The sequence below is a fragment of the Streptomyces sp. NPDC051563 genome (assembly GCF_044454225.1).
Classification (GTDB): Bacteria; Actinomycetota; Actinomycetes; order Streptomycetales; family Streptomycetaceae; genus Streptomyces.
Window position 1 is genome coordinate 234,324 of sequence record NZ_JBITDL010000005.1, and the last position, 21,422, is coordinate 255,745.

General features: G+C 73.2%; 18 protein-coding genes. 10 read left to right on the plus strand and 8 right to left on the minus strand.

Annotated features, from left to right (window positions below; all coding sequences use genetic code 11):
• Positions 1–125: 125 nt before the first annotated feature.
• The 4 genes from egtD to egtA are packed head-to-tail and all read right to left on the minus strand — an operon-like array spanning position 126 to position 4,742.
• Positions 126–1,178, minus strand: coding sequence for an L-histidine N(alpha)-methyltransferase (gene egtD, locus ACIA8F_RS08790; protein WP_399377545.1), 1,053 nt, complete (start codon positions 1,176–1,178; stop codon positions 126–128).
• Positions 1,175–2,044: an ergothioneine biosynthesis protein EgtC gene (gene egtC, locus ACIA8F_RS08795; protein ID WP_399377546.1), complete on the minus strand. Its 870-nt coding sequence runs from the start codon at positions 2,042–2,044 to the stop codon at positions 1,175–1,177. Before egtC ends, egtD begins: the two co-directional genes overlap by 4 nt.
• Entirely contained in the window at positions 2,044–3,378 is a 1,335-nt protein-coding gene (gene egtB, locus ACIA8F_RS08800; protein WP_399377547.1) for an ergothioneine biosynthesis protein EgtB, read from the minus strand. The genes egtC and egtB overlap by 1 nt, the downstream gene beginning before the upstream one ends.
• A complete protein-coding gene (gene egtA, locus ACIA8F_RS08805) occupies positions 3,375–4,742 on the minus strand; it encodes an ergothioneine biosynthesis glutamate--cysteine ligase EgtA (protein WP_399377548.1) in 1,368 nt (455 codons plus the stop codon). The genes egtB and egtA overlap by 4 nt, the downstream gene beginning before the upstream one ends.
• A gap of 72 nt (positions 4,743–4,814) precedes the next feature.
• Here egtA and ACIA8F_RS08810 point away from each other — a divergent pair, with 72 nt between their 5' ends.
• Positions 4,815–5,726, plus strand: a complete 912-nt coding sequence (locus ACIA8F_RS08810) for a TIGR02452 family protein (protein WP_399377549.1) — start codon at positions 4,815–4,817, stop codon at positions 5,724–5,726.
• A 237-nt stretch (positions 5,727–5,963) separates the two neighbouring features.
• On the plus strand, positions 5,964–6,464 hold the full coding sequence (locus ACIA8F_RS08815; RefSeq protein WP_399377550.1) for a cupin domain-containing protein: 501 nt from the start codon (positions 5,964–5,966) through the stop codon (positions 6,462–6,464).
• A gap of 27 nt (positions 6,465–6,491) precedes the next feature.
• Here ACIA8F_RS08815 and ACIA8F_RS08820 read toward each other — a convergent pair whose 3' ends face one another.
• From ACIA8F_RS08820 to ACIA8F_RS08830, 3 genes are all read right to left on the minus strand, one after another.
• Positions 6,492–6,953, minus strand: a complete 462-nt coding sequence (locus tag ACIA8F_RS08820; protein WP_399377551.1) for a type II toxin-antitoxin system PemK/MazF family toxin — start codon at positions 6,951–6,953, stop codon at positions 6,492–6,494.
• 175 nt (positions 6,954–7,128) lie between these two features.
• Positions 7,129–7,824 carry an alpha/beta fold hydrolase gene (locus ACIA8F_RS08825; protein WP_399377552.1) on the minus strand — a complete coding sequence of 232 codons (696 nt, stop codon included), beginning with the start codon at positions 7,822–7,824 and terminating at the stop codon, positions 7,129–7,131.
• Between the two features lie 91 nt (positions 7,825–7,915).
• Positions 7,916–9,160 (minus strand): MFS transporter, encoded by a 1,245-nt coding sequence (locus ACIA8F_RS08830; RefSeq protein WP_399377553.1) that lies wholly within the window; start codon positions 9,158–9,160, stop codon positions 7,916–7,918.
• 287 nt (positions 9,161–9,447) lie between these two features.
• Here ACIA8F_RS08830 and ACIA8F_RS08835 point away from each other — a divergent pair, with 287 nt between their 5' ends.
• The 8 genes from ACIA8F_RS08835 (at position 9,448) to ACIA8F_RS08870 (ending at position 19,976) form a co-directional block, all read left to right on the plus strand.
• A complete protein-coding gene (locus ACIA8F_RS08835) occupies positions 9,448–10,470 on the plus strand; it encodes a LacI family DNA-binding transcriptional regulator (protein ID WP_399377554.1) in 1,023 nt (340 codons plus the stop codon).
• A gap of 151 nt (positions 10,471–10,621) precedes the next feature.
• Positions 10,622–11,821 (plus strand): thiolase family protein, encoded by a 1,200-nt coding sequence (locus ACIA8F_RS08840; protein WP_399377555.1) that lies wholly within the window; start codon positions 10,622–10,624, stop codon positions 11,819–11,821.
• Positions 11,822–11,974: 153 nt separating this feature from the next.
• Complete coding sequence (locus ACIA8F_RS08845) at positions 11,975–13,414, plus strand: aldehyde dehydrogenase family protein (RefSeq protein ID WP_399377556.1); 1,440 nt, start codon at positions 11,975–11,977, stop codon at positions 13,412–13,414.
• Between the two features lie 194 nt (positions 13,415–13,608).
• The gene (locus ACIA8F_RS08850) at positions 13,609–14,016 is read left to right on the plus strand and encodes a thioredoxin family protein (RefSeq protein ID WP_399377557.1); all 408 of its coding nucleotides are present in this window, start codon (positions 13,609–13,611) and stop codon (positions 14,014–14,016) included.
• 40 nt (positions 14,017–14,056) lie between these two features.
• Positions 14,057–15,487, plus strand: a complete 1,431-nt coding sequence (locus ACIA8F_RS08855) for a dihydrolipoyl dehydrogenase family protein (protein ID WP_399377558.1) — start codon at positions 14,057–14,059, stop codon at positions 15,485–15,487.
• A gap of 142 nt (positions 15,488–15,629) precedes the next feature.
• Positions 15,630–17,540, plus strand: coding sequence for a PAS domain S-box protein (locus ACIA8F_RS08860; RefSeq protein ID WP_399377559.1), 1,911 nt, complete (start codon positions 15,630–15,632; stop codon positions 17,538–17,540).
• A gap of 256 nt (positions 17,541–17,796) precedes the next feature.
• Positions 17,797–18,516, plus strand: a complete 720-nt coding sequence (gene uppS, locus ACIA8F_RS08865; protein ID WP_399377560.1) for a polyprenyl diphosphate synthase — start codon at positions 17,797–17,799, stop codon at positions 18,514–18,516.
• A complete protein-coding gene (locus ACIA8F_RS08870) occupies positions 18,513–19,976 on the plus strand; it encodes an oxygenase MpaB family protein (protein ID WP_399377561.1) in 1,464 nt (487 codons plus the stop codon). Before uppS ends, ACIA8F_RS08870 begins: the two co-directional genes overlap by 4 nt.
• Positions 19,977–20,021: 45 nt before the next feature.
• Here the strand turns inward: ACIA8F_RS08870 and ACIA8F_RS08875 are convergent, their stop codons facing one another.
• A complete protein-coding gene (locus ACIA8F_RS08875; RefSeq protein ID WP_399377562.1) occupies positions 20,022–21,143 on the minus strand; it encodes a hypothetical protein in 1,122 nt (373 codons plus the stop codon).
• Between the last annotated feature and the right edge of the window lie 279 nt (positions 21,144–21,422).

The window sequence follows — 21,422 nt, forward strand, 5'->3', positions numbered from 1 at the left end:
GACGATCCGCTGACCGCCTCCCTGTGGCGGATCGCGCGGGCCCGCGGGGTGCGCGCGGAGGTCCGGCTGCTGCCGCGGATCCCGCCGGGCCGGTACGCGCACCGGCGGGACCTCGCGGCGGCGGCTCAGGCCGCCGTGCTCGGCGAACCGGTTCCGGTGTCCCGGCCGCCGGTTCCGCTGCTGCCCGGCGTACCCGCCCAGCCGTCGGTGCCGATGCCGTCCGCCACCGACAGCGACAGGGCGAAGCGGCCCCCGGCATCCGTCCACCAATGGGTCAACTCAAGCCCTGCCGCGGCAAGTTCCCTGCGGACACCCTCCTGACGGAACTTCGCCGAGATCTCCGTCAGGATCTCCTCACCGGCCTCGAAGGGCACCTCCAGATCCAGCGCCCGGACCTTCACCACCAAGGGCCTGCGGGCCCGCAGCCGCATCTCGATCCACTCGTGCTCCCGGTTCCACACCGCCACGTGCGCGAAGTCGGCGGTGTGGAAGTCCGCGCCCAGCTCCCGGTTCACCACGGACAGCACGTTGCTGTTGAACTCGGCCGTCACCCCCTGCGCGTCGTCGTACGCGGACACCAGGACGGCCGGGTCCTTCACCAGGTCCGTGCCCATCAGCAGCGCGTCCCCGGGCGACAGCATCGCCCGTACGTCGGCCAGGAACACGGCCCGCTCCGCCGGCAGCAGGTTCCCGATCGTGCCGCCCAGGAACACCACCAGCCGGGGCCCGGGGGAGTCCGGCAGCCGCAGCGCACGCGTGAAGTCGGCCAGCAACGCGTGCACGCGCAGCCCCGGATGCTCCTCCAGCAGGATCTTCGCCGCCCCGGTCAGTGCGCTCTCGCTCACGTCCACCGGGACGTAGGTGTCCAGCGCGGGCAGCGCCTCGATCAGGTGCCGGGTCTTCTCCGAGGAGCCGGAACCCAGCTCCACCAAGGTGCGGGCCCCGCTCACCGAGGCGATCTCCCGGGCCCGTTCGAGCAGGATCTCCCGCTCGGCGCGCGTCGGGTAGTACTCGGGCAACCGGGTGATCTCCTCGAAGAGTTCGCTGCCCCGCGCATCGTAGAACCACTTGGGCGGCAGTGACTTGGGGGACCGGGTCAGCCCGTCGTGCACATCCGTGCGCAGCGCCGTCTCGGCGGCGTGCTCGTCGAGGGTGCGCGTCAGCTGGAAGTCGTTCACTGGCCTTCGTCTCCTTGCTGCGGTGCGTGCGGTGCGTGCGGTGCGTGCGGTGCGTCGGGTGCGTGCGGTGCGAACAGTGCGCGGGGGTCACGCGGGGCGTGCGGTGAGCCCGCGGCGGGCTCCTTCAGGGAGGAGAGGGAGACCCGGGTGCGCGTGGCGGTCAGCAGGGTCCGGTCGGGGACCTCGCACCAGCGCGGATCGTCGTCGTAGGGCTCCGAGGCCACCACCGTGCGCTGCGCCGCGGGGTCGGCCAGGTACCACAGGGAATCCCCCCAGGCCGTCGCCGCGACGGTCCGGCCGTCGGTGAGCAGCAGGTTCAGCCGGGATCCGGGCGCGGCCTCGGCCAGCTCCCGGACCGTTCCGGCCAGCGCCGCACCGAGGTCCGGATCCCGCCGCAGCCGGTGCAGGACCAGCGCCCAGATCAGCGCCGAATCCGTCCGGGCGGCCAGCGACAGCAGCTCCCGGGGCGGCAGGCACGCCGCCACGGGGGCCGCGGCGTCCGGCCAGTCCCGCACCGAGCCGTTGTGGCTGAACAGCCAGTGCCCCTCGGCGAACGGCGCGGCCGCCGCCTCCCCGTCCGCACCGGGGCGCGTGGCGTCCCGTACGGCGGCCAGTACGGCCCCGCTGCGGATCACCCGGGCGAGGTCGCTGAAGGTCAGGTCGCCCCAGACCGGCCCGGCCCGGCGGTAGCGGGCGGGGACCGGGTCCCCCTCCGCGTACCAGCCGACGCCGAACCCGTCGGCGTTGACCGTGCCGTAACGCTGGCGGCGCGGCTCCCACGACTGCCGCACCAGCGAATGCTCGGGCTCGCTCAGCACCCTGCCGAGGCTCACGGGCGCCCCGAGGTAGGCGAGGTGACGGCACATCAGGCCTGCCCGGCGGGGGAGCCCGCGGGACCGGCGTCGCGCGCGGTCCGGAACCCCGAGAAGATCTGCCGGCGCACCGGCAGGTCCCAGTTGCGGAAGGTGCCCCGGCAGGCCACGGCGTCCACGGCGAAGGAACCGCCGCGCAGCACCTTGTGCTCGGGGCCGAAGAACACCTCGGAGTACTCGCGGTACGGGAACGCCCGGAAGCCCGGGTAGGGCAGGAAGTCCGAAGCCGTCCACTCCCACACGTCGCCGATGAGCTGGCGCACCCCGAGCGGGGAGGCCCCGGCCGGATAGGCGCCCGCCCGGGCCGGCCGCAGGTGGCGCTGGCCGAGATTGGCGTGGGCGGGCGTGGGGTCCGCGTCGCCCCACGGGTAACGGGTGGACCGCCCGGCCGCCGGGTCGTGGCGGGCGGCCTTCTCCCACTCCGCCTCGGTGGGCAGCCGCCGCCCCGCCCAGCGGGCGTACGCGTCGGCCTCGTACCAGCTCACGTGCAGCACCGGCTCGTCCCCGGGCACCGGCTCGGTGACTCCGAAGCGGCGGCGCAGCCAGGTGGCGCCCTCGCGGTGCCAGAACAGCGGGGCCTCGATCCCGTGGCGGCGGATCTCCGACCAGCCGGGCGCCTCCCACCACCGCTCCTCGTGGTACCCGCCGTCCGCCATGAACTCCTGGTATGCGGCATTGGTCACCGGAACGGTGTCGATCCAGAACGCCTCGACCTCGCGCCGGTGCGCGGGCCGCTCGTTGTCCAGCGACCAGGGCTCCGCGGAGGTTCCCATGGTGAACGGTCCTGCAGGTACGAGCACTTCGGCCGCCGTGGGCGGCGGTCCCTGCGGAGGTTCCGGGTCGGGTGCGGCCAGCACCGGGGCGCCCTGGCGCAGTTGATGGGTGATCAGCATCGTCTCGTCGTGCTGCTGTTCGTGCTGGGCGATCATCCCGAAGACGTAGCCGCCGTCCAGCAGGGCCGTGCCCTCCAGGGGGGTGCGGTCGAGGAGGTCGAAGACCCGGCCGCGCACCTCGGCGGCGTACCGGCGGGCCTCGTCCGGGCTCAGCAGCGGCAGCTTCGGGCGTTCCGCACGGGGATGCTCGAACGCATCGTAGAGCGGGTCTATCTCGGGGTGCATGGACTCGCGGCCCGCGACGTTCCGCAGCAGCCAGAGCTCCTCCATGTTCCCGATGTGCGCCAGGTCCCAGACCAGCGGAGACATCAGGGGGGAGTGCTGGGCGGTCAGGTCGGCCTCGCTGACGGCGTCGGTGAGTCCGGCGGTACGGGCGCGCGCCGCGGTCAGGGCGGCGGCGGCCCGCTCGCGCAGGAGCTCCGGTTCGACGGTCATGAGCGTGCCTCCTCGCCGGCCGGCTGCGGTCGGGATCGCGGGTGGGGGCGCGTCGACGGCTGCGGGCGCGCCTCGGTCTGCAGGGGGTCGGTCCGGTCGTCGGCCGGGCAGCGGCCGCGGGACACGTAGCGCTCGGTGAACTCGCCGACGGTGTCCACGACACGGCCGCGGGCTCCCAGCCGGGGCAGCGCCGAGACCGCGGCCCGGAAGCAGGCGCGGGCCGCGGACCGCAGCTCGGGATCGGACAGCCCGTCGCGGGCGGCGGAGCGCCACAGCGGATTGCGCGGCGCGGGCCGTACGCCGTAGGTGTCGGCCAGCCCCTTCGCCACCCGGTACGCGGTCTCCGCGGCCTCCGGGTCGTCGAACAGTGCGTGCACGACGGCCACCGGGACCAGCCAGCCGTCCTCGCCGGGCTGGGCGTCGATCATCCGCAGCTCCAGATGGCCCCGGGGCCGCACCGGCGGGAACAGGGTGGTCAGGTGGTAGTCGAGGTCGGCGGCGGTCGGCGGACGCGGGCCGCCGCCGGAGCGCAGCCAGTCGCGGAAGGTCAGCCCGCGCGGCACCGCCCAGGGCACGCCCTCCTCGTCCGACCGCACGCACATCACCTCGGTGTCCAGCGCCTGCCGGGCCCACGCACCGCGCGGCTCCGCCTCCAGCGGTGGGGCGAGGGAACGCCGGGTGTCGATATCGCTCCAGATCCCCTGGCGGGCGCACCTCCAGCCGGCGTACGGGCCTTCGTGCGCGGGGGAGTTGGCGAAGGCGGCGACCAGTACCGCACCGAGGAGGTGGGCGAGGCGCCAGCGCCTGCCGTGGCCCAGCGGGCCGGGCTCCTCGTGACCGGCGTCCACGTTGACCTGGACGGAGGCCGAGGCGCGCATCATGGCACGCCCGGCCGGCCCGGTGCGGTCGAAGTAGGTCTCCATGGCCTCGTACCGCGGGCTGGCCAGCATCCTGCTCAGCGGCCGGCGCGGGTCCTGGCCGAGTCCGCTTAGCACCAGCCCCTGGTCGCGCAGGGCGCCCCGGACGGCGGTCAGGTCTGCCTGGAGGCCGTCGACGCAGGCGGTCAGTGAGGAGCCGGGGGGCGAGCTGAGCTCCAGCTGTCCGCCGGGCTCGACGGTGACGCCGGAGCCGAGGGGGAGGGCGCGGGCCGCGTCGTGCGCGGCGGCCAGGCGCTCGTGGGGAACGGGCCGGCCGGGCCGTTCGGCGTCGAACACCAGCCATTCGAGTTCCGCGCCCAGCAGGCGGGGCGGGCCGGTCTTGAAGCAGATGCCGTGGATCAGCTCCTCGGCGCCGGCTTCGGTCAGTCGGGTGAGCGAGTCCTGGGGCATGACGGGGCCCTCGTCTCCTGTCGTCGGCTGTGACATCACCCGTGCCTACCCGTCCTTTGGGACACAAATCCATTGCGGGCGCCGTGCCGGTGCGCCGAAGATCACTGCATGAGCGGCAGATTGCGCGAGATCGCGCGGGAGAACGCGGAGATCGTGGCGGCCGGCGGTTACCGGGCGCGGTCGGGACGGCAGGTCTCGCTTGCCGCCGCCGTGGCGGAGGCCAAGGCAGGAACCAGAATATATGGTCCAAACCGGGTCATTCCAGGCGAGCCGGACGGGCGCGAGGCCTGCCGGACCGTCGTGGAGGTCACCGGGGAGAGCAGCACGGTCGCCGCCCGCAGGCTCGCCGCGCAGCACCCCGGGGCCGCTTCGGTGGCCGTCCTGAACTTCGCTTCGGCCCGGAATCCCGGGGGCGGCTACGTCCGCGGGGCCAAGGCGCAGGAGGAGGCCCTGTGCCGCGCGTCGGCGCTGTACGAGACCCTCCTGGAAGCCCCGGAGTACTACGAGATCCACCGCGCCGAGGTCAGCACCTTCTACACCGACCGGGTGATTCACTCGCCCGGGGTGCCCGTCTTCCGCGACGACCGGGGCGATCTGCTGGACACCCCCTTCCGGGCCGGATTCCTCACCTCGCCGGCCCCGAACGCGGGCACCATCCGGCGCCAGGAGCCGGACCGCGAGCCGGAGATCCCCGCCGCCCTCGCGCGCCGCGCCGAGCTGGTCCTGGAGGTGGCCGCGCTGCACGGGTACCGAGGGCTGGTCCTGGGGGCCTGGGGGTGCGGGGTCTTCCAGAACGACCCCGCCCACGTGGCGGAGGCCTTCCGAGGGCTGCTGTCGGGGCGGTTCGCCGGCGTGTTCGAACGGGTGGTGTTCGGCGTGCTCGACCGCAAGCCGGAGACGCGGGAGACGTTCGAGCGGGTGCTGGGGGGCCTCGCGGGGGATGTGGGGGCTGCGGGGGCCGCGGAGGCCGGGGAGGTCGCGGAGGGGAACCCGGCGGGAGGGGGCCCGGAGGCTCCGTAGGTCCTCGACGGCGGGCCGGTGCGGCGGTCCGGTGCGGCGGGCCGGTGCGGCGGGCCCGCCTGGTCGTCGAACAAGGGCGTAGGCGTCCCGGGAACCTTCTCGCCGCTGTGGCACCATCGTCCCGGTCGGCCCCGGAAGGCCGTGAGTCGACCGACTGCGCACGAGCGGGGGGAGGGCGTGCGGAGGCCGGTGGTCCGATGCCTCCCTGGCGCATAAGCACAGAACAGGCTCCTGAGAATGTCCTTCTTCATCCCCGACTTCGACGATTCCGTCGTCGTACGCGCAGCCGACGCCGAGCTGATCGGGGACGGCACCCCGGTCCGGAACCACCTGCTCGTGGACAGCACCGAGGTGGGCGGCGCGCTCTCCACGATGAAAGTGACCCTGGCCAAGGGTGCGAACGGGGCCCGTCCGCACCATCACGGCAGGTCCGCCGAGATGTTCTACGTCCTCGACGGAACCGCGCAGCTGCTGGCCGGCGACCAGGTCGTCACGGCCGAGCGCGGCGACGTCGTCGTGGTACCGCCGGGCCGGCAGCACGCCTTCGCGGCCGCGCCGGGCGAGATCGCCGAGATGCTCGTCATCATCACGCCGGGCGTCGACCGCTTCGAGTACTTCCGGCACCTGGAGCGGATCCGGTACGGGAAGGTCCCGCCCGAGAGCCTTCTGGAGGTGCAGGAGCTGTACGACTCCTACTTCGGCACCAGCGCGGTCTGGGAATCCTTGCGCAAGGGGTGACGGGGGCGGTGCCGGCGCCCCGGCCGGCTACCGCCAGCCGTACCGCTCGCGGAGCCGGTCCACGACGAGCTGGAACCGGCCCCGGTCCAGTGCGCACGCCTCGCGCCGCATGCCGTCCTCGTGGACGCGCAGCACCCGGTCCACGTCCACCCAGGATTCCCGGCCCGCGCCGTCCCAGGGGCCGGTCCCGATGGGGACCCACTCCCGGTCGTGGTCGTGCCGCTTGCTGGACAGCTGTACGGCCAGCAGCGTGCCGCCCGTTTCACGGGCGACGACCAGCACCGGCCGGTCCTTGCCCCGCCCGTCGTTCTCCTCGTACGGAACCCAGGTCCAGACGATTTCACCGGGATCGGGATCCCCGTCGCGATCGGGGGCGTACGAGGTCTGCACCGGCCCGATGGCGTTCGGGTCGGCCTCGGCGGTCGCGGTGACGCCGTCGCGACCCGGTTGCTCGACGTGACCATTGCTGTGGTGGGAAAGTGCCGTCATTCGGGCGAGGTTACCGGGTGACGGGGCGCGCGGGGGGTGCGTGCGTCGGTGGGTCGGGGGGCGGCGGCCCGACCGCCTCTCCAGCCTCTGCTGCGGCCACCTCACTGCCCACCGCCCTGACTGCCAACCCCCCGGGCCGAACGTAGAGTTCGGTCCCGGGGGTTGGTCCGTGCGCCTAGAGCCAGCCCTCCAGGGAGGTCATGAAGCCGTCGAAGTCGTCGCGGTGGATGGTGTGGCCGGCGCCGGCGACCGAGCGGACCTCGAAGCCGCGTTCCTTGAGGACCGTCGCGCGCTCCGGGGAGATCAGGAAGCTCGGGTCCGCCAGCTGGACGAGGGACGGGACCACCGGTGCGGCCGGCAGCAGGTCCGTGCCCGCGAGCGGGGCCAGGCACAGGGCGGTGGCCTCGTCCCAGAGGGCCAGCGTGGCCAGTTCGACGTCCACGTCGGCCTCCTCCCAGCGCGGGTTCATGGCCTGGATCTGTTCCCTGGGCGCGGCCTTGAACTGGGCGAACATCTCGGGGCCGAAGCCCTCGCCGAGCTCCGCGAGGTGCCAGGCCGGGTCGGAGAACACGGCGCGCTTCGGCTTCAGCCGCCCGACGGCCTTCGAGAGGGTCAGGCCGCCCAGGGAGTGGCCGATGGCGAGCTCGGCGCCGGCCGGGAGGGTCTCGACCACGTCGTCGGCGAAGGCCTCGGGGCTGTACTCGCCCCGGCCGCTGGCGCCGTGGCCGCGCAGGTCCACGGCGATGGCACGGTAGCCGCGCTCGGCGAGGGCGGGGCCGACCCGGCGCCAGGTCCGGTGGTCGGCCATGATCCCGTGGATCAGGAGGGCGATGCGGTCGCCTTCGCCCCAGGTGTGGGTGTGGAGCTGCACGGTGGTGCCAGCCTTTCGTGGGATGTGGGATGTGGGATGTGGGATGCGGGATGTGAGTTGGGGGATGGGGGCTGGGTGCGGGCGCCGCGTTCTAGCGGACGCTGCGGATCGGCCTGACCGCCAGGGCGCCGGCCACGGCCAGGGCGGCGGCGGCGATGAACAGGGCCGTGTAGCCGCCGCTCACGGACACGATCACCGAGGCGATGAAGGGGGCGACGATCTGCGGGCCGGCATTGGCGATGTTGAGTACGCCCATGTCGCGGGCGGCGTCCTCGGCCTTGGGGAGCACCATGGTCACCAGTGCGGTGTCCACGGCCATGTAGCAGCCGAACGCGAGGCCGTTGATCGCGGCGAAGGCCAGCATGGCCGTCCAGCTGGTCGACAGCGCCGGGATCAGCAGGGCGATGGCGGACAGCAGGGCGGAGGCGCCGACGAAGAGCTTGCGGCGGTCGTACTTGTCCGACAGCCAGCCGCCGAGGACGGTGGAGACGACCATCGCCACGCTGGTCAGCGGCATCAGGATGGCGACCGCGGACTCCGGCTTCATGCCCTCGGGCAGCACGGTGTGGTCCTGGAGGATGTACAGCTGGTAGCCGCTCACCGCGAAGTAGCCGAGGACCAGCAGGGCCCGCCCGATGAACGCCCAGCGGAAGTCGTGGTCCGCCAGGGCGCTCGCGAAGGCCGCCAGCTGCGCCTTGACCGGCATGGAGGGCTTCGCGGGGCGCCGCTCCTCGCGGGTGCAGACGGTGAACAGGACGGCGGCGCCGGCGACGAGCGCGCCGAAGATCAGGTACCCGGTGCGGTAGTCGTCCGAGAAGGCCGCACCGATCAGGGCGCCGACGGTCGAGCCCAGCGGCAGGCCGAGGCCGACGGCGGCGGAGGCCTTGCCGCGGGCGCTCATGGGCACCCGGTCGGGGACCACGGAGGTGATGGCGGCCTGGTAGATGTTCATCACGGCCTGTCCGAGGCACCAGGCGATGGTGATGAGCAGGATCGTGTCCGCGACGCCGAGCAGGAACATCGCCGGTATCGCGGCGAGTCCACCGCCCAGGATCCAGGGGTTGCGCCGTCCGCTGCGGTCGGACAGGGCGCCCGCGACCGGGTTGAACACCGTCGCGAAGATCGCCGAGACCCCTGCGATCAGGCCGAAGTTGGAGACCTTGTTCGCCGCGTCGACGTCTTCGACCTGGAGGGCGAGGAGTACACCGGCGACACCGATGTAGAGGGCGTACATGGCGCCGTTGCCGACGAGCAGCAAGGGGAGCAGACCGCGCCGGGAGGCGGGGGCGTCGGTGGTGGCGGCGGCGGTGCCGGTGCCGGGGGAGGAAAGGGCCACGGTGCCCTCCTGGGCAGTTTGTGAAGGGGCGAGGGGTACGGGAGGGGTGCGCTGAGGGGTGTGGGGAGGAGTGCGCGCCGCCCTGTCGCGACGGCGGGGGTGCGACGGAACGCGGCAGGACGGCGGCACGGCTGGGCACGCCACCGGCACGTGGGGAGACACCCTTGATGAAGCCCGGATGACGTCTGGGTTACACGTGTCAGTGAATCGTGTAACCACTGTGTAGCATTGGTTTCCGGCCATCCGCTAGCCCCTGGGCACAAACGGTCTGGAAAGATGCCACGGCAATGTCTCAGTCATCGAAGCCCCCCACGCCGCGGTCCCAGCCGCTCGTGCCGACCAGCGCGGACGTCGCCCGTCTCGCCGGAGTGTCGCGCGCGACCGTCTCGTACGTCCTGAACAACGCCGAGGCCGTACGCATCAGCGAGCCGACCCGCCGCAAGGTCCGCGAGGCCGCCGAGGAGCTCGGCTACGTCCCCCACGCCGCCGCCCGCAGCCTGCGCGCCGGGCACACCCGCATCGTGCTGCTCCCCACGTCGCACGTGCCGATCGGCCCGCTCTACAGCACCTTCCTCAACGAGCTGCAGTGGGCGCTGCGCGGCCTGGACTACACGGTGGTCCAGTACGGCAGCCTCGGCCTCACCGGTGACGAGGCCGCCCGGGCCTGGGCCGAACTGCGCCCGGTCGCGGTGCTCTCCCTAGGGGAGATCAGCCTGTCCCCGCACAACGTGGCCACGCTCAAGCGGGCCGGGGCGCGCGCGGTGCTGACGATGGGGCCGGAAGCCGTGCCCGGGGCGCACGCGCTGGTCATGGACCAGGCGGAAGTCGGCGCGCGGGCGGCCGAGCACCTCGTGGAGCGGGGCCGGCGGCGGATCGGCGTGGTCGTTCCCGAGGAGGAGGGGCTGGGCCTCTTCTCCACCCCCCGGCTCGAAGGTGCGCGGTCCGTGCCGGGGGCCGAGGTCGTGGCCCTGCGGATGGCCTACTCGGAGGAGTCGGCGGCGGAGCTGGCCGAGCGGTGGGGGTCGCTCGGGCTGGACGCGGCGTTCGCGTACAACGACGAGTACGCGATGCTGCTGATGAGGGCCTTCCAGGACGTGGGCCTGCGCGTGCCGCAGGACGTGGCCGTCATGGGCGCGGACGACCTGCTGATCGGCCGCCTGCTGCGGCCCCGGCTCAGTACGGTGCAGATCGAGATGCCGACCGGGGAACGGCTGGCGGCCCTGGTGGACCAGGCGGTACGGGAGCCCGCGGCGGCGGTGCTGCGGCACGACCTGATGGTGGCGGTGGCGGTGCCGCGGGACTCGACCTGAGCCTGTTGCTCCGCTCGGCGGCCCGTTGACAGCGGGGTCGGGGCGACGGAGACTTCGGGCGCGCCCCACCCGGGCGCGGGCGGAGCGTGCGCCGGGCCGGACAGTGGTGTCGGTGTGCCGCGCCGCCTCCCGTTCGCTCCGGAGGGACTCCATGAGCATCCGTACCGTCCGCGACGTCTATGTCGTCGACGCCGTCCGCACCCCGATCGGGAAGTTCGGCGGCGCCCTCGCCGGGGTCCGCCCCGACGACCTGGCCGCCCACGTGGTGCGCGCGCTCGTGGACCGTACGCCCGCACTGGATCCGGCCCGCATCGACGACGTCGTCTTCGGGGACGCCAACGGCGCGGGCGAGGACAACCGGGACGTGGCCCGCATGGCGGTGCTGCTCGCCGGCCTCCCCGTGACCGTGCCCGGGGTCACCGTGAACCGGCTCTGCGGCTCGGGGCTCGAAGCCGTCGTCCAGGCGGCCCGCGCCATCGCGCTCGGCGACGCCTCCGTCACCATCGCCGGGGGCGTGGAGTCCATGAGCAGGGCCCCCTGGGTGGTGCAGAAGCCGGAGCGCGCCTTCCCGGCCGGGCACCAGCAGATGTGGTCCACCACGCTCGGCTGGCGGATGACCAACCCCCGGATGCCCGCGGAGTGGACCGGTTCCCTCGGCGAGGGCGCCGAACTGGTCGCGGACAAGCACGGCATCACCCGCGAGGCGCAGGACGCCTTCGCGCTGGAGAGCCACCGCAAGGCGGCCGCGGCCTGGGCGGCAGGACAGTACGACGCCGAGGTGGTCCCGTACGTGGGTGTGGACCTGCTGCGCGACGAATGCATCCGCGAGGGTTCCTCTCCGGAGGCGCTCGCCCGTCTCAAGCCCGCCTTCCGCGGCGACGGCACCGGCACGGTCACGGCGGGTAACGCCTCTCCGCTCAACGACGGTGCCGCCGCACTGCTGTTGACGGACGAGGAGGGCCTCGCCGCCACCGGGCGGGAGCCGCTGGCCCGGATCAGCGCGTCGGCCGTCACCGGGATCGAGCCCCAGCTCTTCGGTCTGGGGCCGGTGAACGCCGTCGAGCGGGCGCTCGCCAAGGCGGGCCGCGGTTTCGCCGATCTCGCCGCCTTCGAACTCAACGAGGCCTTCGCGGCACAGGCGTTGGGCTGCCTGGCCGCCTGGCCCGAGCTGGATCCCGCCGTGGTCAACCCGCGCGGCGGGGCCATCGCGATCGGGCACCCGCTCGGTGCCTCGGGCGCCCGGCTGGCCGGTTCGGTGGCGCACCAGCTCGCGGCGGCCGGGTCCGGTACCGGGATCGCGGCCCTCTGCATCGGTGTGGGACAGGGGATCGCCCTCGTTCTGGAGCGCTGAGCCCGACTCCGGCCGGTCGATCGTTTCCGGTCATAGTCAGTCGGCAACTGCCCGGTAACCGAAGAGAATTGATGCCTCCAGTGCGAGGGGGTGGCACGATGGCGCCTGCCGCCACCCCCCCGCCACGCTCCCCGCATCCGGAGGCCCCGCGCCATGCCGCTCCTCGATCCGACGCTCTGGCAGGACGGACCCACCCTCACCGGAGGCACCGCCCCGGTCATCGAACCCGCCACCGGCCAGACCCTCGCTACCATCGACCTGGCCGCCCCGGCCGACGTGGCGGAGGTGGCCGTACGGGCCCACGCGGCCCAGCGTGCCTGGGCGCGCGCCACCCACCCGGAGCGGGCGGCCGTGCTGCGCCGGGCCGGGGACCTGTTCACCGCCCATGCCGACGAGCTGCGGGACTGGCTGGTCCGGGAGTCCGGATCCATCCCCGGCAAGGCCGACTTCGAGCTGCACGTCGCCGCGCAGGAGTGCTACGAGGCCGCGGCCCTGGCCTCGCGTCCGGCCGGGCAGGTGCTGCCGAGCGAAGCGCCGCGACTGTCCTTCACCCGCCGCGAACCGGTCGGCGTGGTGGGCGTGGTGGCGCCCTTCAACGCGCCGCTGATCCTCTCGATCCGATCGGTCGCGCCCGCGCTCGCCCTCGGCAACGCGGTGCTCCTCAAGCCGGACCGCCGCACCGCGGTCAGCGGCGGGCTCGCACTCTCCGCCGTCTTCGCGGCGGCCGGCCTGCCGGGCGGACTGCTGCACGTCCTGCCCGGCGGTGCGCAGACGGGCGCCGCGCTGGTCGCCGATCCCCTGGTCAGGGTCATTTCGTTCACCGGGTCCACCGCGAGCGGCCGCCTCGTGGGAGAGCTGGCGGGCCGTCACCTCAAGCGCGCGCACCTGGAGTTGGGGGGCAATTCGGCGCTGGTCGTGCTCCGTGACGCCGATGTGGCGGCGGCCGTCGCGCAGGCCTCCTGGGGCTCCTTCTTCCACCAGGGGCAGATCTGCATGACGGCCGGCCGGCACCTCGTGCACGCCTCGCTCTACGACGAGTACGTGGAGCGGCTCGCCGCGCGCGCGGAGGAGCTCGCGGTCGGAGACCCGTACCGCGAACGGGTGCACCTGGGGCCGCTCATCGACCGGTCCCAGCTGGACCGGGTCCACGGCCTGGTGGAAGCCAGCACCGCACAGGGCGCCAAGCTCATCACGGGCGGCGCCCACCAGGACCTCTTCTACCGTCCGACGGTGCTGGCGGGCGCCGGCGACGACAGCCCCGCCTACGCGGAGGAGGTCTTCGGACCGGTGGCGCCCGTACGGTCCTTCGCGACGGAGGACGAGGCCGTGGAGCTGGCCTCCGCCGGCCCCTACGGGCTCTCCCTCGGGATCGTGACCGGCGACGCGGCGCGAGGCCTGGACCTGGCGGGGCGGATCCCGGTCGGGATCGCGCACGTCAACGACCAGACGGTGAACGACGAGGCCGTGGCCCCCTTCGGCGGCGTCGGCGCGTCCGGCACCGGCGCCCGCTTCGGCGGCGAGGCGAACCTCGACGCCTTCACCGAGCTTCGCTGGACCACGCTGCGCGCCACCCCGGGCGGACATCCGTTCTAGCGGATCCCTTCGGCTGTAGGGGGATCCCTCCGGGTCTAGAGGTTCCCTCCGGGTCCGGGGGATCCCTTCGGGAAGCTCGTCCCGGCGCGCCCCAAGATGCACATTGCATGCATCCCGGGCGGTCAGGAATGCTTCGAGCCGGTCGTTCGTTCAGGGAAAACAAGCAGCACAGCACTCTGGAGGTCTGGAAAACCGTGGCTACTGTCGAACTCACCAAGGAGAACTTCGACCGGACGGTGAGCGAGAACTCGTTCGTCCTGATCGACTTCTGGGCGGGCTGGTGCCGTCCCTGCCTGCAGTTCGCCCCGGTCTACGAGAAGGCCGCCGAGGCCAACCCCGACCTGGTCTTCGCCAAGGTCGACACCGAGGCGCAGCAGGAGCTGGCCGCCGCCTTCCAGATCAGCTCCATCCCGACCCTCATGATCGTCCGGGATCAGGTCGCGATCTTCTCGCAGCCCGGAGCGCTGCCCGAGGCGGCACTGACGGACCTCATCGCCCAGGCCCGGGCCCTCGACATGGAAGAGGTGCGCACGAAGATCGCCGCCGAGCAGGGTGGCGCCGCGGGTGCCACCGCGGAGGAGCCCGGCACGCCGGAGGCCTGATTGCGTGACGGGCCCCCGCCGGGCGGTGAGACTGGACCGCATGACTGAAGCGGTGGAGTACGACGTCATCGTCCTCGGTGGGGGACCGGCCGGCGAAAACGTGGTGGACCGGACCCGCGCCGCCGGACTGAGCACGGCGCTGGTCGAGAGCGAGCTGGTGGGCGGCGAGTGCTCGTACTGGGCCTGCATCCCCAGCAAGGCCCTGCTGCGCCCGGCATTGGCCCGGGCCGACGCGCGCCGGGTGCCCGGTCTCGCGGGGGCCGCGGCCGGTCCGCTGGACGCCGAAGCGGTGTTCGCGCACCGGGACTACTGGACGGGGAACTGGAAGGACGACGGCCAGATCGACTGGCTGGAGTCGGTCGGCGCCCACGTGTACCGGGGCCACGGGCGGCTGTACGGGGTCCGCAAGGTCGCCGTCACCAGCCCGGAGGGCGAGCACCACGTGCTCTCCGCCCGGCACGCGGTCGTCGTCGCGACCGGCACCCGGGCCGTGATCCCGGAGCTGCCGGGCATGGCCGAGGCCCGGCCGTGGACCAGCCGCGAGGCCACCTCGGCGCAGGCGGCGCCGGGCCGGCTGCTGATCGTCGGCGGGTCGGTGGTGGCCGTGGAGATGGCCACGGCCTGGCAGGCCCTCGGCTCCCGGGTGACCCTGCTCGTACGGGGCTCCGGGCTGCTGCCGCGCATGGAGCCCTTCGCCGGGGAACTGGTCGCCGATGCGCTGCGCGAGGCGGGCGCCGTGGTCCGTACCGGGGTGTCCGTCCGGTCCGTCGAACGGGACGGCCCGACCGGGCCCGTCGGCGTGGTCCTCGAAGACGGCGAGACCCTGGAGGGCGACGAGCTGCTCGTGGCGACGGGGCGCACCCCGCGCACCGAGGACATCGGCCTGGACACCGTCGGGCTCGCGCCGGGCGGGTGGATCGCGGTGGACGACAGCTGCCGGGTGCCGGGCATCGACTGGCTGTACGCGGTCGGCGACGTCAACCACCGGGCGCTCCTCACCCACCAGGGCAAGTACCAGGCCCGGATCGCGGGCTCCGTCATCGCCGCCCGGGCGGCGGGCACCGCGTCCCTCGACACCGGCCCCTGGGGCGCCCACGCGGCGACCGCCGATACGCGGGCCCTGCCGCAAGCCGTCTTCACCGACCCGGAGGCCGCCTCGGTGGGCCTGACCCTCGCGGAGGCGGAGCGCGCCGGCCACCGGGTCCGGGCCGTGGACCACGACCTCGGCAAGGTCTCCGGAGCGGGCCTGTACGCCGACGGCTACAAGGGACGGGCCCGCATGGTGGTGGACCTGGACCGCGAGGTCCTGCTCGGCGCCACCTTCGTCGGACCGGGCGCGGCCGAGCTCCTGCACGCGGCGACCATCGCGGTCGCGGGCGAGGTGCCCGTCGACCGTCTGTGGCACGCGGTCCCGGCGTTCCCGACGATCAGCGAGGTGTGGCTGCGGCTGCTGGAGGCATACCGGGGGTAGGTGCCGCCCGCGACACATGCCGGCTCCCGGCCCTGGTCGCACTCGGTCATTTGCGCACATGTTCCAGTCAAGAGACGTGGTGATGTGCGGGGGCGTGATCGGATGTCGGCTTCGGTGGTGTCCGGCGAGTGCGAGGCGCGACATGACGACAACGACCGAGGAACCCTTCCGAGCCCTGCTGGAAGCGGCACCGGACGCGATGGTGATCGTGGACGACGCGGGTGTGATCCGGCTGGTGAACGCCCAGACGGAGGCGCTGTTCGGTTACCCCAGGAAGGAGTTGCTCGGCCGGCCCATCGACGTCCTGGTACCCGAGCGGTTCCGGGGGCTCCACCCGCGACACCGGCGCGGGTACGCGGCCAGCCGTCAGGTCCGGCCCATGGGGGCCGGCCTGGAGCTGTACGGGCTGCGCCGGGACGGGCGCGAGTTTCCCGTCGAGATCAGCCTGAGTCCCTTGCAGACCGCCGACGGCCTGCTCATCTCCGCCGCCGTACGCGATGTGAGCGAGCGCAAGGCGGCCGAGGAGCTGTTCCGGGCACTCCTGGAAGCCGCCCCCGACGCGATGGTCATCGTGGACGACCGCGGCACGATCCAGCTCGTCAATGCCCAGACGGAAGCACTCTTCGGCCACACCCGGGCGGATCTCCTGGGCCGGCCCGTGGAAATCCTCGTCCCGGAGAGGTTCCGCGGTCACCACTCCCACTTCCGGCAGGGCTACTTCGTCGACCGCCAGGTCCGGCCCATGGGTGCCGGGCTGGAACTGCACGGCCTGTGCCGGGACGGGCGCGAGTTCCCCGTCGAGATCAGCCTGAGCCCCCTGGAGACCTCCGACGGAACGCTCGTGTCGGCGGCCATCCGCGACGTGAGCGACCGCAAGGCCGCCGAGGACAAGCTCGCCGAACTCTACGAACAGCAGCGCCACGTCGCCCTCACCTTGCAGCGCAGCCTCATGGGATCACCGGCGGCGGTCCCGGGGATGCCGACGGCGAGCCGGTACTTTCCGGCTCGCCAAGGCGCGGGCGTGGGCGGCGACTGGTTCGACCTGATCCCCCTGGGCGGTGGCCGGGTCGGCGTCATGATCGGCGACGTCATGGGCCGCGGGCTGGAGGCCGCGGCCGTCATGGGCCAGCTCCGCTCGGCCTCGCACGCGCTGGCCAAGACCGGCATGCCGCCTTGGCAGTTGATGCGCGCCCTCGACGCCGTGGTCAGCGAACTCCCCGATCAGTTCGTCACCTGCTGCTACCTGGTCGTCGACGCGGACGCGGCAGAACTGACGGTCTGCTCGGCGGGGCACCTCCCCTTGCTCCTCGCCGCCCCCGACGGCCAGGTGAGTCGTCTCGCCGTCGACGTCAGCGTGCCGCTCGGCGTCGGCGAGGTACCCCACCACGAGAGCCGCCACACCGTGGAACCCGGCTCGGTCCTCGCCCTCTACACCGACGGACTGGTCGAAACCCCGGGCAGTGACATCGAGGAGCAGGTCGACCGCCTTTCCTTGGCACTGGCCAAGACCTGGGCCACGGTCGACGGTCTGGAAGTGACGGCCGACTGCCTCCTCGGCGAGATGCTTCCCGACGCCGACGCCGATGACTACGCGGACGACGTCACCTTGCTCCTCGTTCACATCCCCGATTCACCCGTGACCTCGCAGAGCGTGGTGCTGCCCGCCCAGCCCAGCAGCGTCGGCGAGGGCCGCCGTTTCCTGCGTTCCACCCTCGGCCTGTGGGGGAGGGGCGACGACCAGCTGTGCGAGACCGCGTGCCTGCTCGCGTCGGAACTCCTCTCCAACGCGGTGAACCACAGCTGCGGCCCGGTCAGGCTGCGGGTCCGCGAGGCGGGGCGCGAACTCAGCGTCGAAGTGTGCGACGGAAGCCCCGTGCTCCCGCAGGCACGGTTCGCCTCGCACGACGCCGAGTCCGGACGGGGACTGCTCCTGGTCGACTCCCTGGCCGAGGCCTGGGGCACCCTGCCCACGGCCGAGGGAAAAGCCGTCTGGTTCTCCCTTCCCCTGCCCCCTCGCCGGCCTACGGGAATCGAACGTACGCATCAAAGGTGACGGCGACTCGTTCGGTCGATCATGTCCCCTTCGCGCTGTCAGACTCCGGAAAGGCAAAGAGCTGGAGGGGCTCGGGCTCGGGCTGGGCGGGGTGGGCGTGGAAGATCTTGGTACGGCTGGTTGTGCCGCTCCGGACGGGGCGGGGCCGGGCGTGGCGGACCGCGGAGTCCCGCGCGCCCGATCGGTGACGGAGGATCCGCCGGACGGGCCACTGCCCGGCAGTGGAGCCGGTGAACACCGTCAGGAGGAACGGGCGTTGCGTGCCGGGCCGCGGCACGTGGCCTGTGTGATGGACGGCAACGGGCGCTGGGCGCAACGGCGTTCGCTTCCCCGTACGGCGGGCCACCGGGCGGCGGAGGCCGCGGTCATCGACGTCATCGAGACGGCCCGGGCCGCCGGGGTGGAGTGGCTCAGCCTGTACGCGTTCTCCACCGAGAACTGGAACCGCCCCGGAACCGAGGTCGAGTTCCTGATGGGTCTGGTCCGGCGGGTCGTGCGCAAGCACGCGCCGCTGTTGCTCGCGCGCGGTATCCGCTGCCGATTCCTCGGGGTCAGTGACCCGAGGATCCCCCGTGCACTGGCCCAGGACTTCGAGGACGTGGCGGTCCTGACCGCCGAGAACCGGGGCATGACCCTGACCGTCGCCTTCGACCACGGGGGGCGCCGGGACATCGTCGAGGCAGCCAGGTCGCTGATCCTCAGCGGGACGCCCGCCGACGAGGTGACCGAGCGGCTCTTCGCCGACCACCTGCCCTTCCCCGACACCCCCGATGTGGATCTGGTCGTCCGTACCTCCGGCGAGCAGCGCATCTCCAACTTCATGCTCTGGCAGGTGGCCTACGCCGAGTGGGTCTTCCCCGAGGTGCTGTGGCCGGACTTCCGGGCCCCCGACTTCCTGGCCTGTCTGCACACCTACCGGCACCGCGACCGCCGCTTCGGCGGCGTGCCCGCCCGGACGAACGGAGACCCGTCATGACCACCGAGACCACGGGAACGGCCGACAACGCAACGCTGTTCGGGCCGGACGCGCATTTCAGCACCTTCTTCGACGATCCGCGCTGGGCCTTGGCCATCATCCGCGCCACCGTCCTGGAAGCCGCGCACCCGCAGGTCGGTGCCGCCCTCGCCGACAACTCCACCTTCGTCACCCATCCCTGGCGCCGACTGCGCAACACCTTCCTCAGCATGCGGCGCATGTTCGGCGCCGACCCGGCGGAACGCGAGCGGGAGGCCGCCCGGCTCAACCGGCTGCACTCCCGCATGAGCGGATCCGACGCCCGTGGCCGTGCCTACGACGCGATGGACCGCGCCACCCGGGCCTGGGTGGTCGCCACCCTCTTCGAGAGCGCCGTCACCATGTGCCGGCTGAGCGGCCAGCCGCTCGAGCGGGACACGATGGAGCAGATGTACGCCGAGTTCCGTGCGTACCTCGCCGCGCTCGACGGTGACGCCGCGGAACTCCCCGAGGACCTCAACGACTTCTGGCGGTACTTCGACCGGGTCGTCGAGAACGAGCTGGAGAACACCGAGGCGGCCCGCATCATCCTCTACCGGCTCTTCGACCACCTTCCCGCTCCCGCGCTGCTCGACGGCGCGCCGACGCTGTGGGCGGCCGGCCGCGCCGTGGTCGGTCCGCTCCTGGGCGCGATCACCGTCGCCTCGCTCCCCGAGGCCTACCGCCGCCGGGCCGGCCTGCCCGAGATGCCGGGCGCCGCGACCCTCATGCAGGGCGCCTACCTCGCGGCCGGGCTCACCCGGTTCCTGCCCGCGGGCTGGATCAACGCCGAGAGCATCATCGAAGCCCTCTCGCTCTCCCCCGACAGCGATGATCCCCGCGCCCGCACCGTAGCCGCCCTGCGCGCCCGGATGAAGCGGGCATCGGCCCTGCTGCGCCTCCTCACACCGCTCGGCGGCGAGGCCGACTCCGCACCGGCACCGCCGAGGGGAACGCAGGAGAACCGACGCCCGGCGGAGGAGTTCTTCCGCCGGGTACTGGACCAGACGGGCGACGGCCACCTCGACTGGCCCGACCTCGCCGCCATGGCACGCGAGCTCTCCACCCGCCTCGACCTGGACGAACCCGAGGAGACCCGGCTCTACGATGCCTTCGCCGCCTGGTGGCGCGAACTCCAGGCAGCCCTCGACACGGACGGCGACGGCCGCGTCAGCGCCGAGGAGTACGCCACCGCCGTCCCCTCCCTCGCGGGACCCGCGCTCATCCGCGTTGCCGAGGTCCTCTTCGACGCCACCGACAAGGACGGCAACGGGAGCATCGACGCCGAGGAGTACCGGACCCTCTTCCGCACCGCCTTCCACCGCGACCTCACCACCGCCGACGGCGCGTACGGCAAGAGCGCCTTCGTCGGCGATTTCCTCTCCTTCATGGCCGGCCGTCGCGCGGGCACGCCGTACGACCCCCTCTTCGCCGACGCCTGACGAGCACGGCCGCACACTGCCCGTCGGCTACGTTCGTCCCCCCGCTCACACCTCGGGAGCGGGGGCTGGTGACCCCGTCACCAGGGCCTCCACCTGGGGGCGCAGCGCCGGCTCCGCGCACAGCGCGAAGTGATCGGTCCGCCGCAGGTCGAACACCCCCCGCACGCCGCGCCGCCGCGCATCCGCGACCAGATCGTTGAAGTGCGTCTCGAAGCGCGTGGAGAAGTGGATCCGCACCGGACCCGCGCACACCGACCGCAGCCGCTCGCACCGGCGCACGAACCGCTCGTAGCAGCCCACTTCCTCCGCGTCCTCCCACACCTCGGCGGCGTACCGGCACACCTGCGCCAGGTCCTTCGCGGCGATCCGGTGCAGGTAGTCGCAGACGTTCGCGAGGCCGTCCAGGTCCCGGGTCCCCGCCACGATCCCGCGCAACGCGGCCGCCGGATCGGCCAGGTCCAGCCCGGCCAGGGACCTGGTGACGGGGAGGGTGGACCGGTTCATGTTCGGATCCAGCAGCAGCACCCCCGCGAGCGAGGGCCGCTGCTCCGGATGCTCCGCCCACTGCTCGGCCAGGCGCAGCACCGTGTCGGCCCCGTACGAGAACCCCACGAGCACGAGCCGCTTGTCCGGGTGGCGCCGGGCGAGCGCCCTGATGGCGCCCGCGATCAACTCGGTGTGCGTGGCCAGGCCGATCGGCCGGTAGCGCGCGTCCCGCGCCTCCTCAGGATGGTGGCCGAACGCCGTCAACGCGACGGTGTGCGGCCGGGCCGAGGCCATGTACGGGCGGAACTCCGAGGCGTCCGTGCCCAGACCGTGCAACAGGACCACCAGGTCGCGCGAGGCCGTGGCCCGCTCCAGGTAGCGCAGTCGGCGGCCGAAGACCATGTGGTCCGCGGGCAGGTCCACCTCGAAGTCGTCGGCGCTGATCTCGAAGGAGCCCTCGGCCACCACCGGCCCCGCGTCCCGGCCGCGCGCACCCGCCCCGCCGCCGCTCCACCACCCGAGGCCGAAGCCGGCGCCCGCGGCGAGGAGCGCGACACCGGCCGGCGCGACGGCGTGCGCCCCCGCCCAGGCGAGCGCGGTACGGGCCTCGTCGGCGTAGATTCCGATTAGGATCCCCAGTACGCCCCCGAGCCCGGCCAGAGCCGTGCGTACCCGGGTCACCACGCCCCCGGACGGGCCCGGGCCGCCCGGGCCCGGAGCCGTCATCCCGCGCCCTGCGGTCCCGTGGACGCCCGCGCCCCTGTCTGTTCCCGCACTCCTGTCTGTTCCCGCACTGCCGTCCGTTCCCGCACCCGTGTCCCCCCCGTCCTCCGCGCCGTGGCCCCCGTCGCGCCGGTGTCCGCGTCCTTTACCCCCGGGACGGGCGGGCGAAGCCCTTCCGGTGCCCGGCAGGGCCCGGCGCCCCGTCTTGCGCCGGGACTACCGGATGTCGCGCCGCCG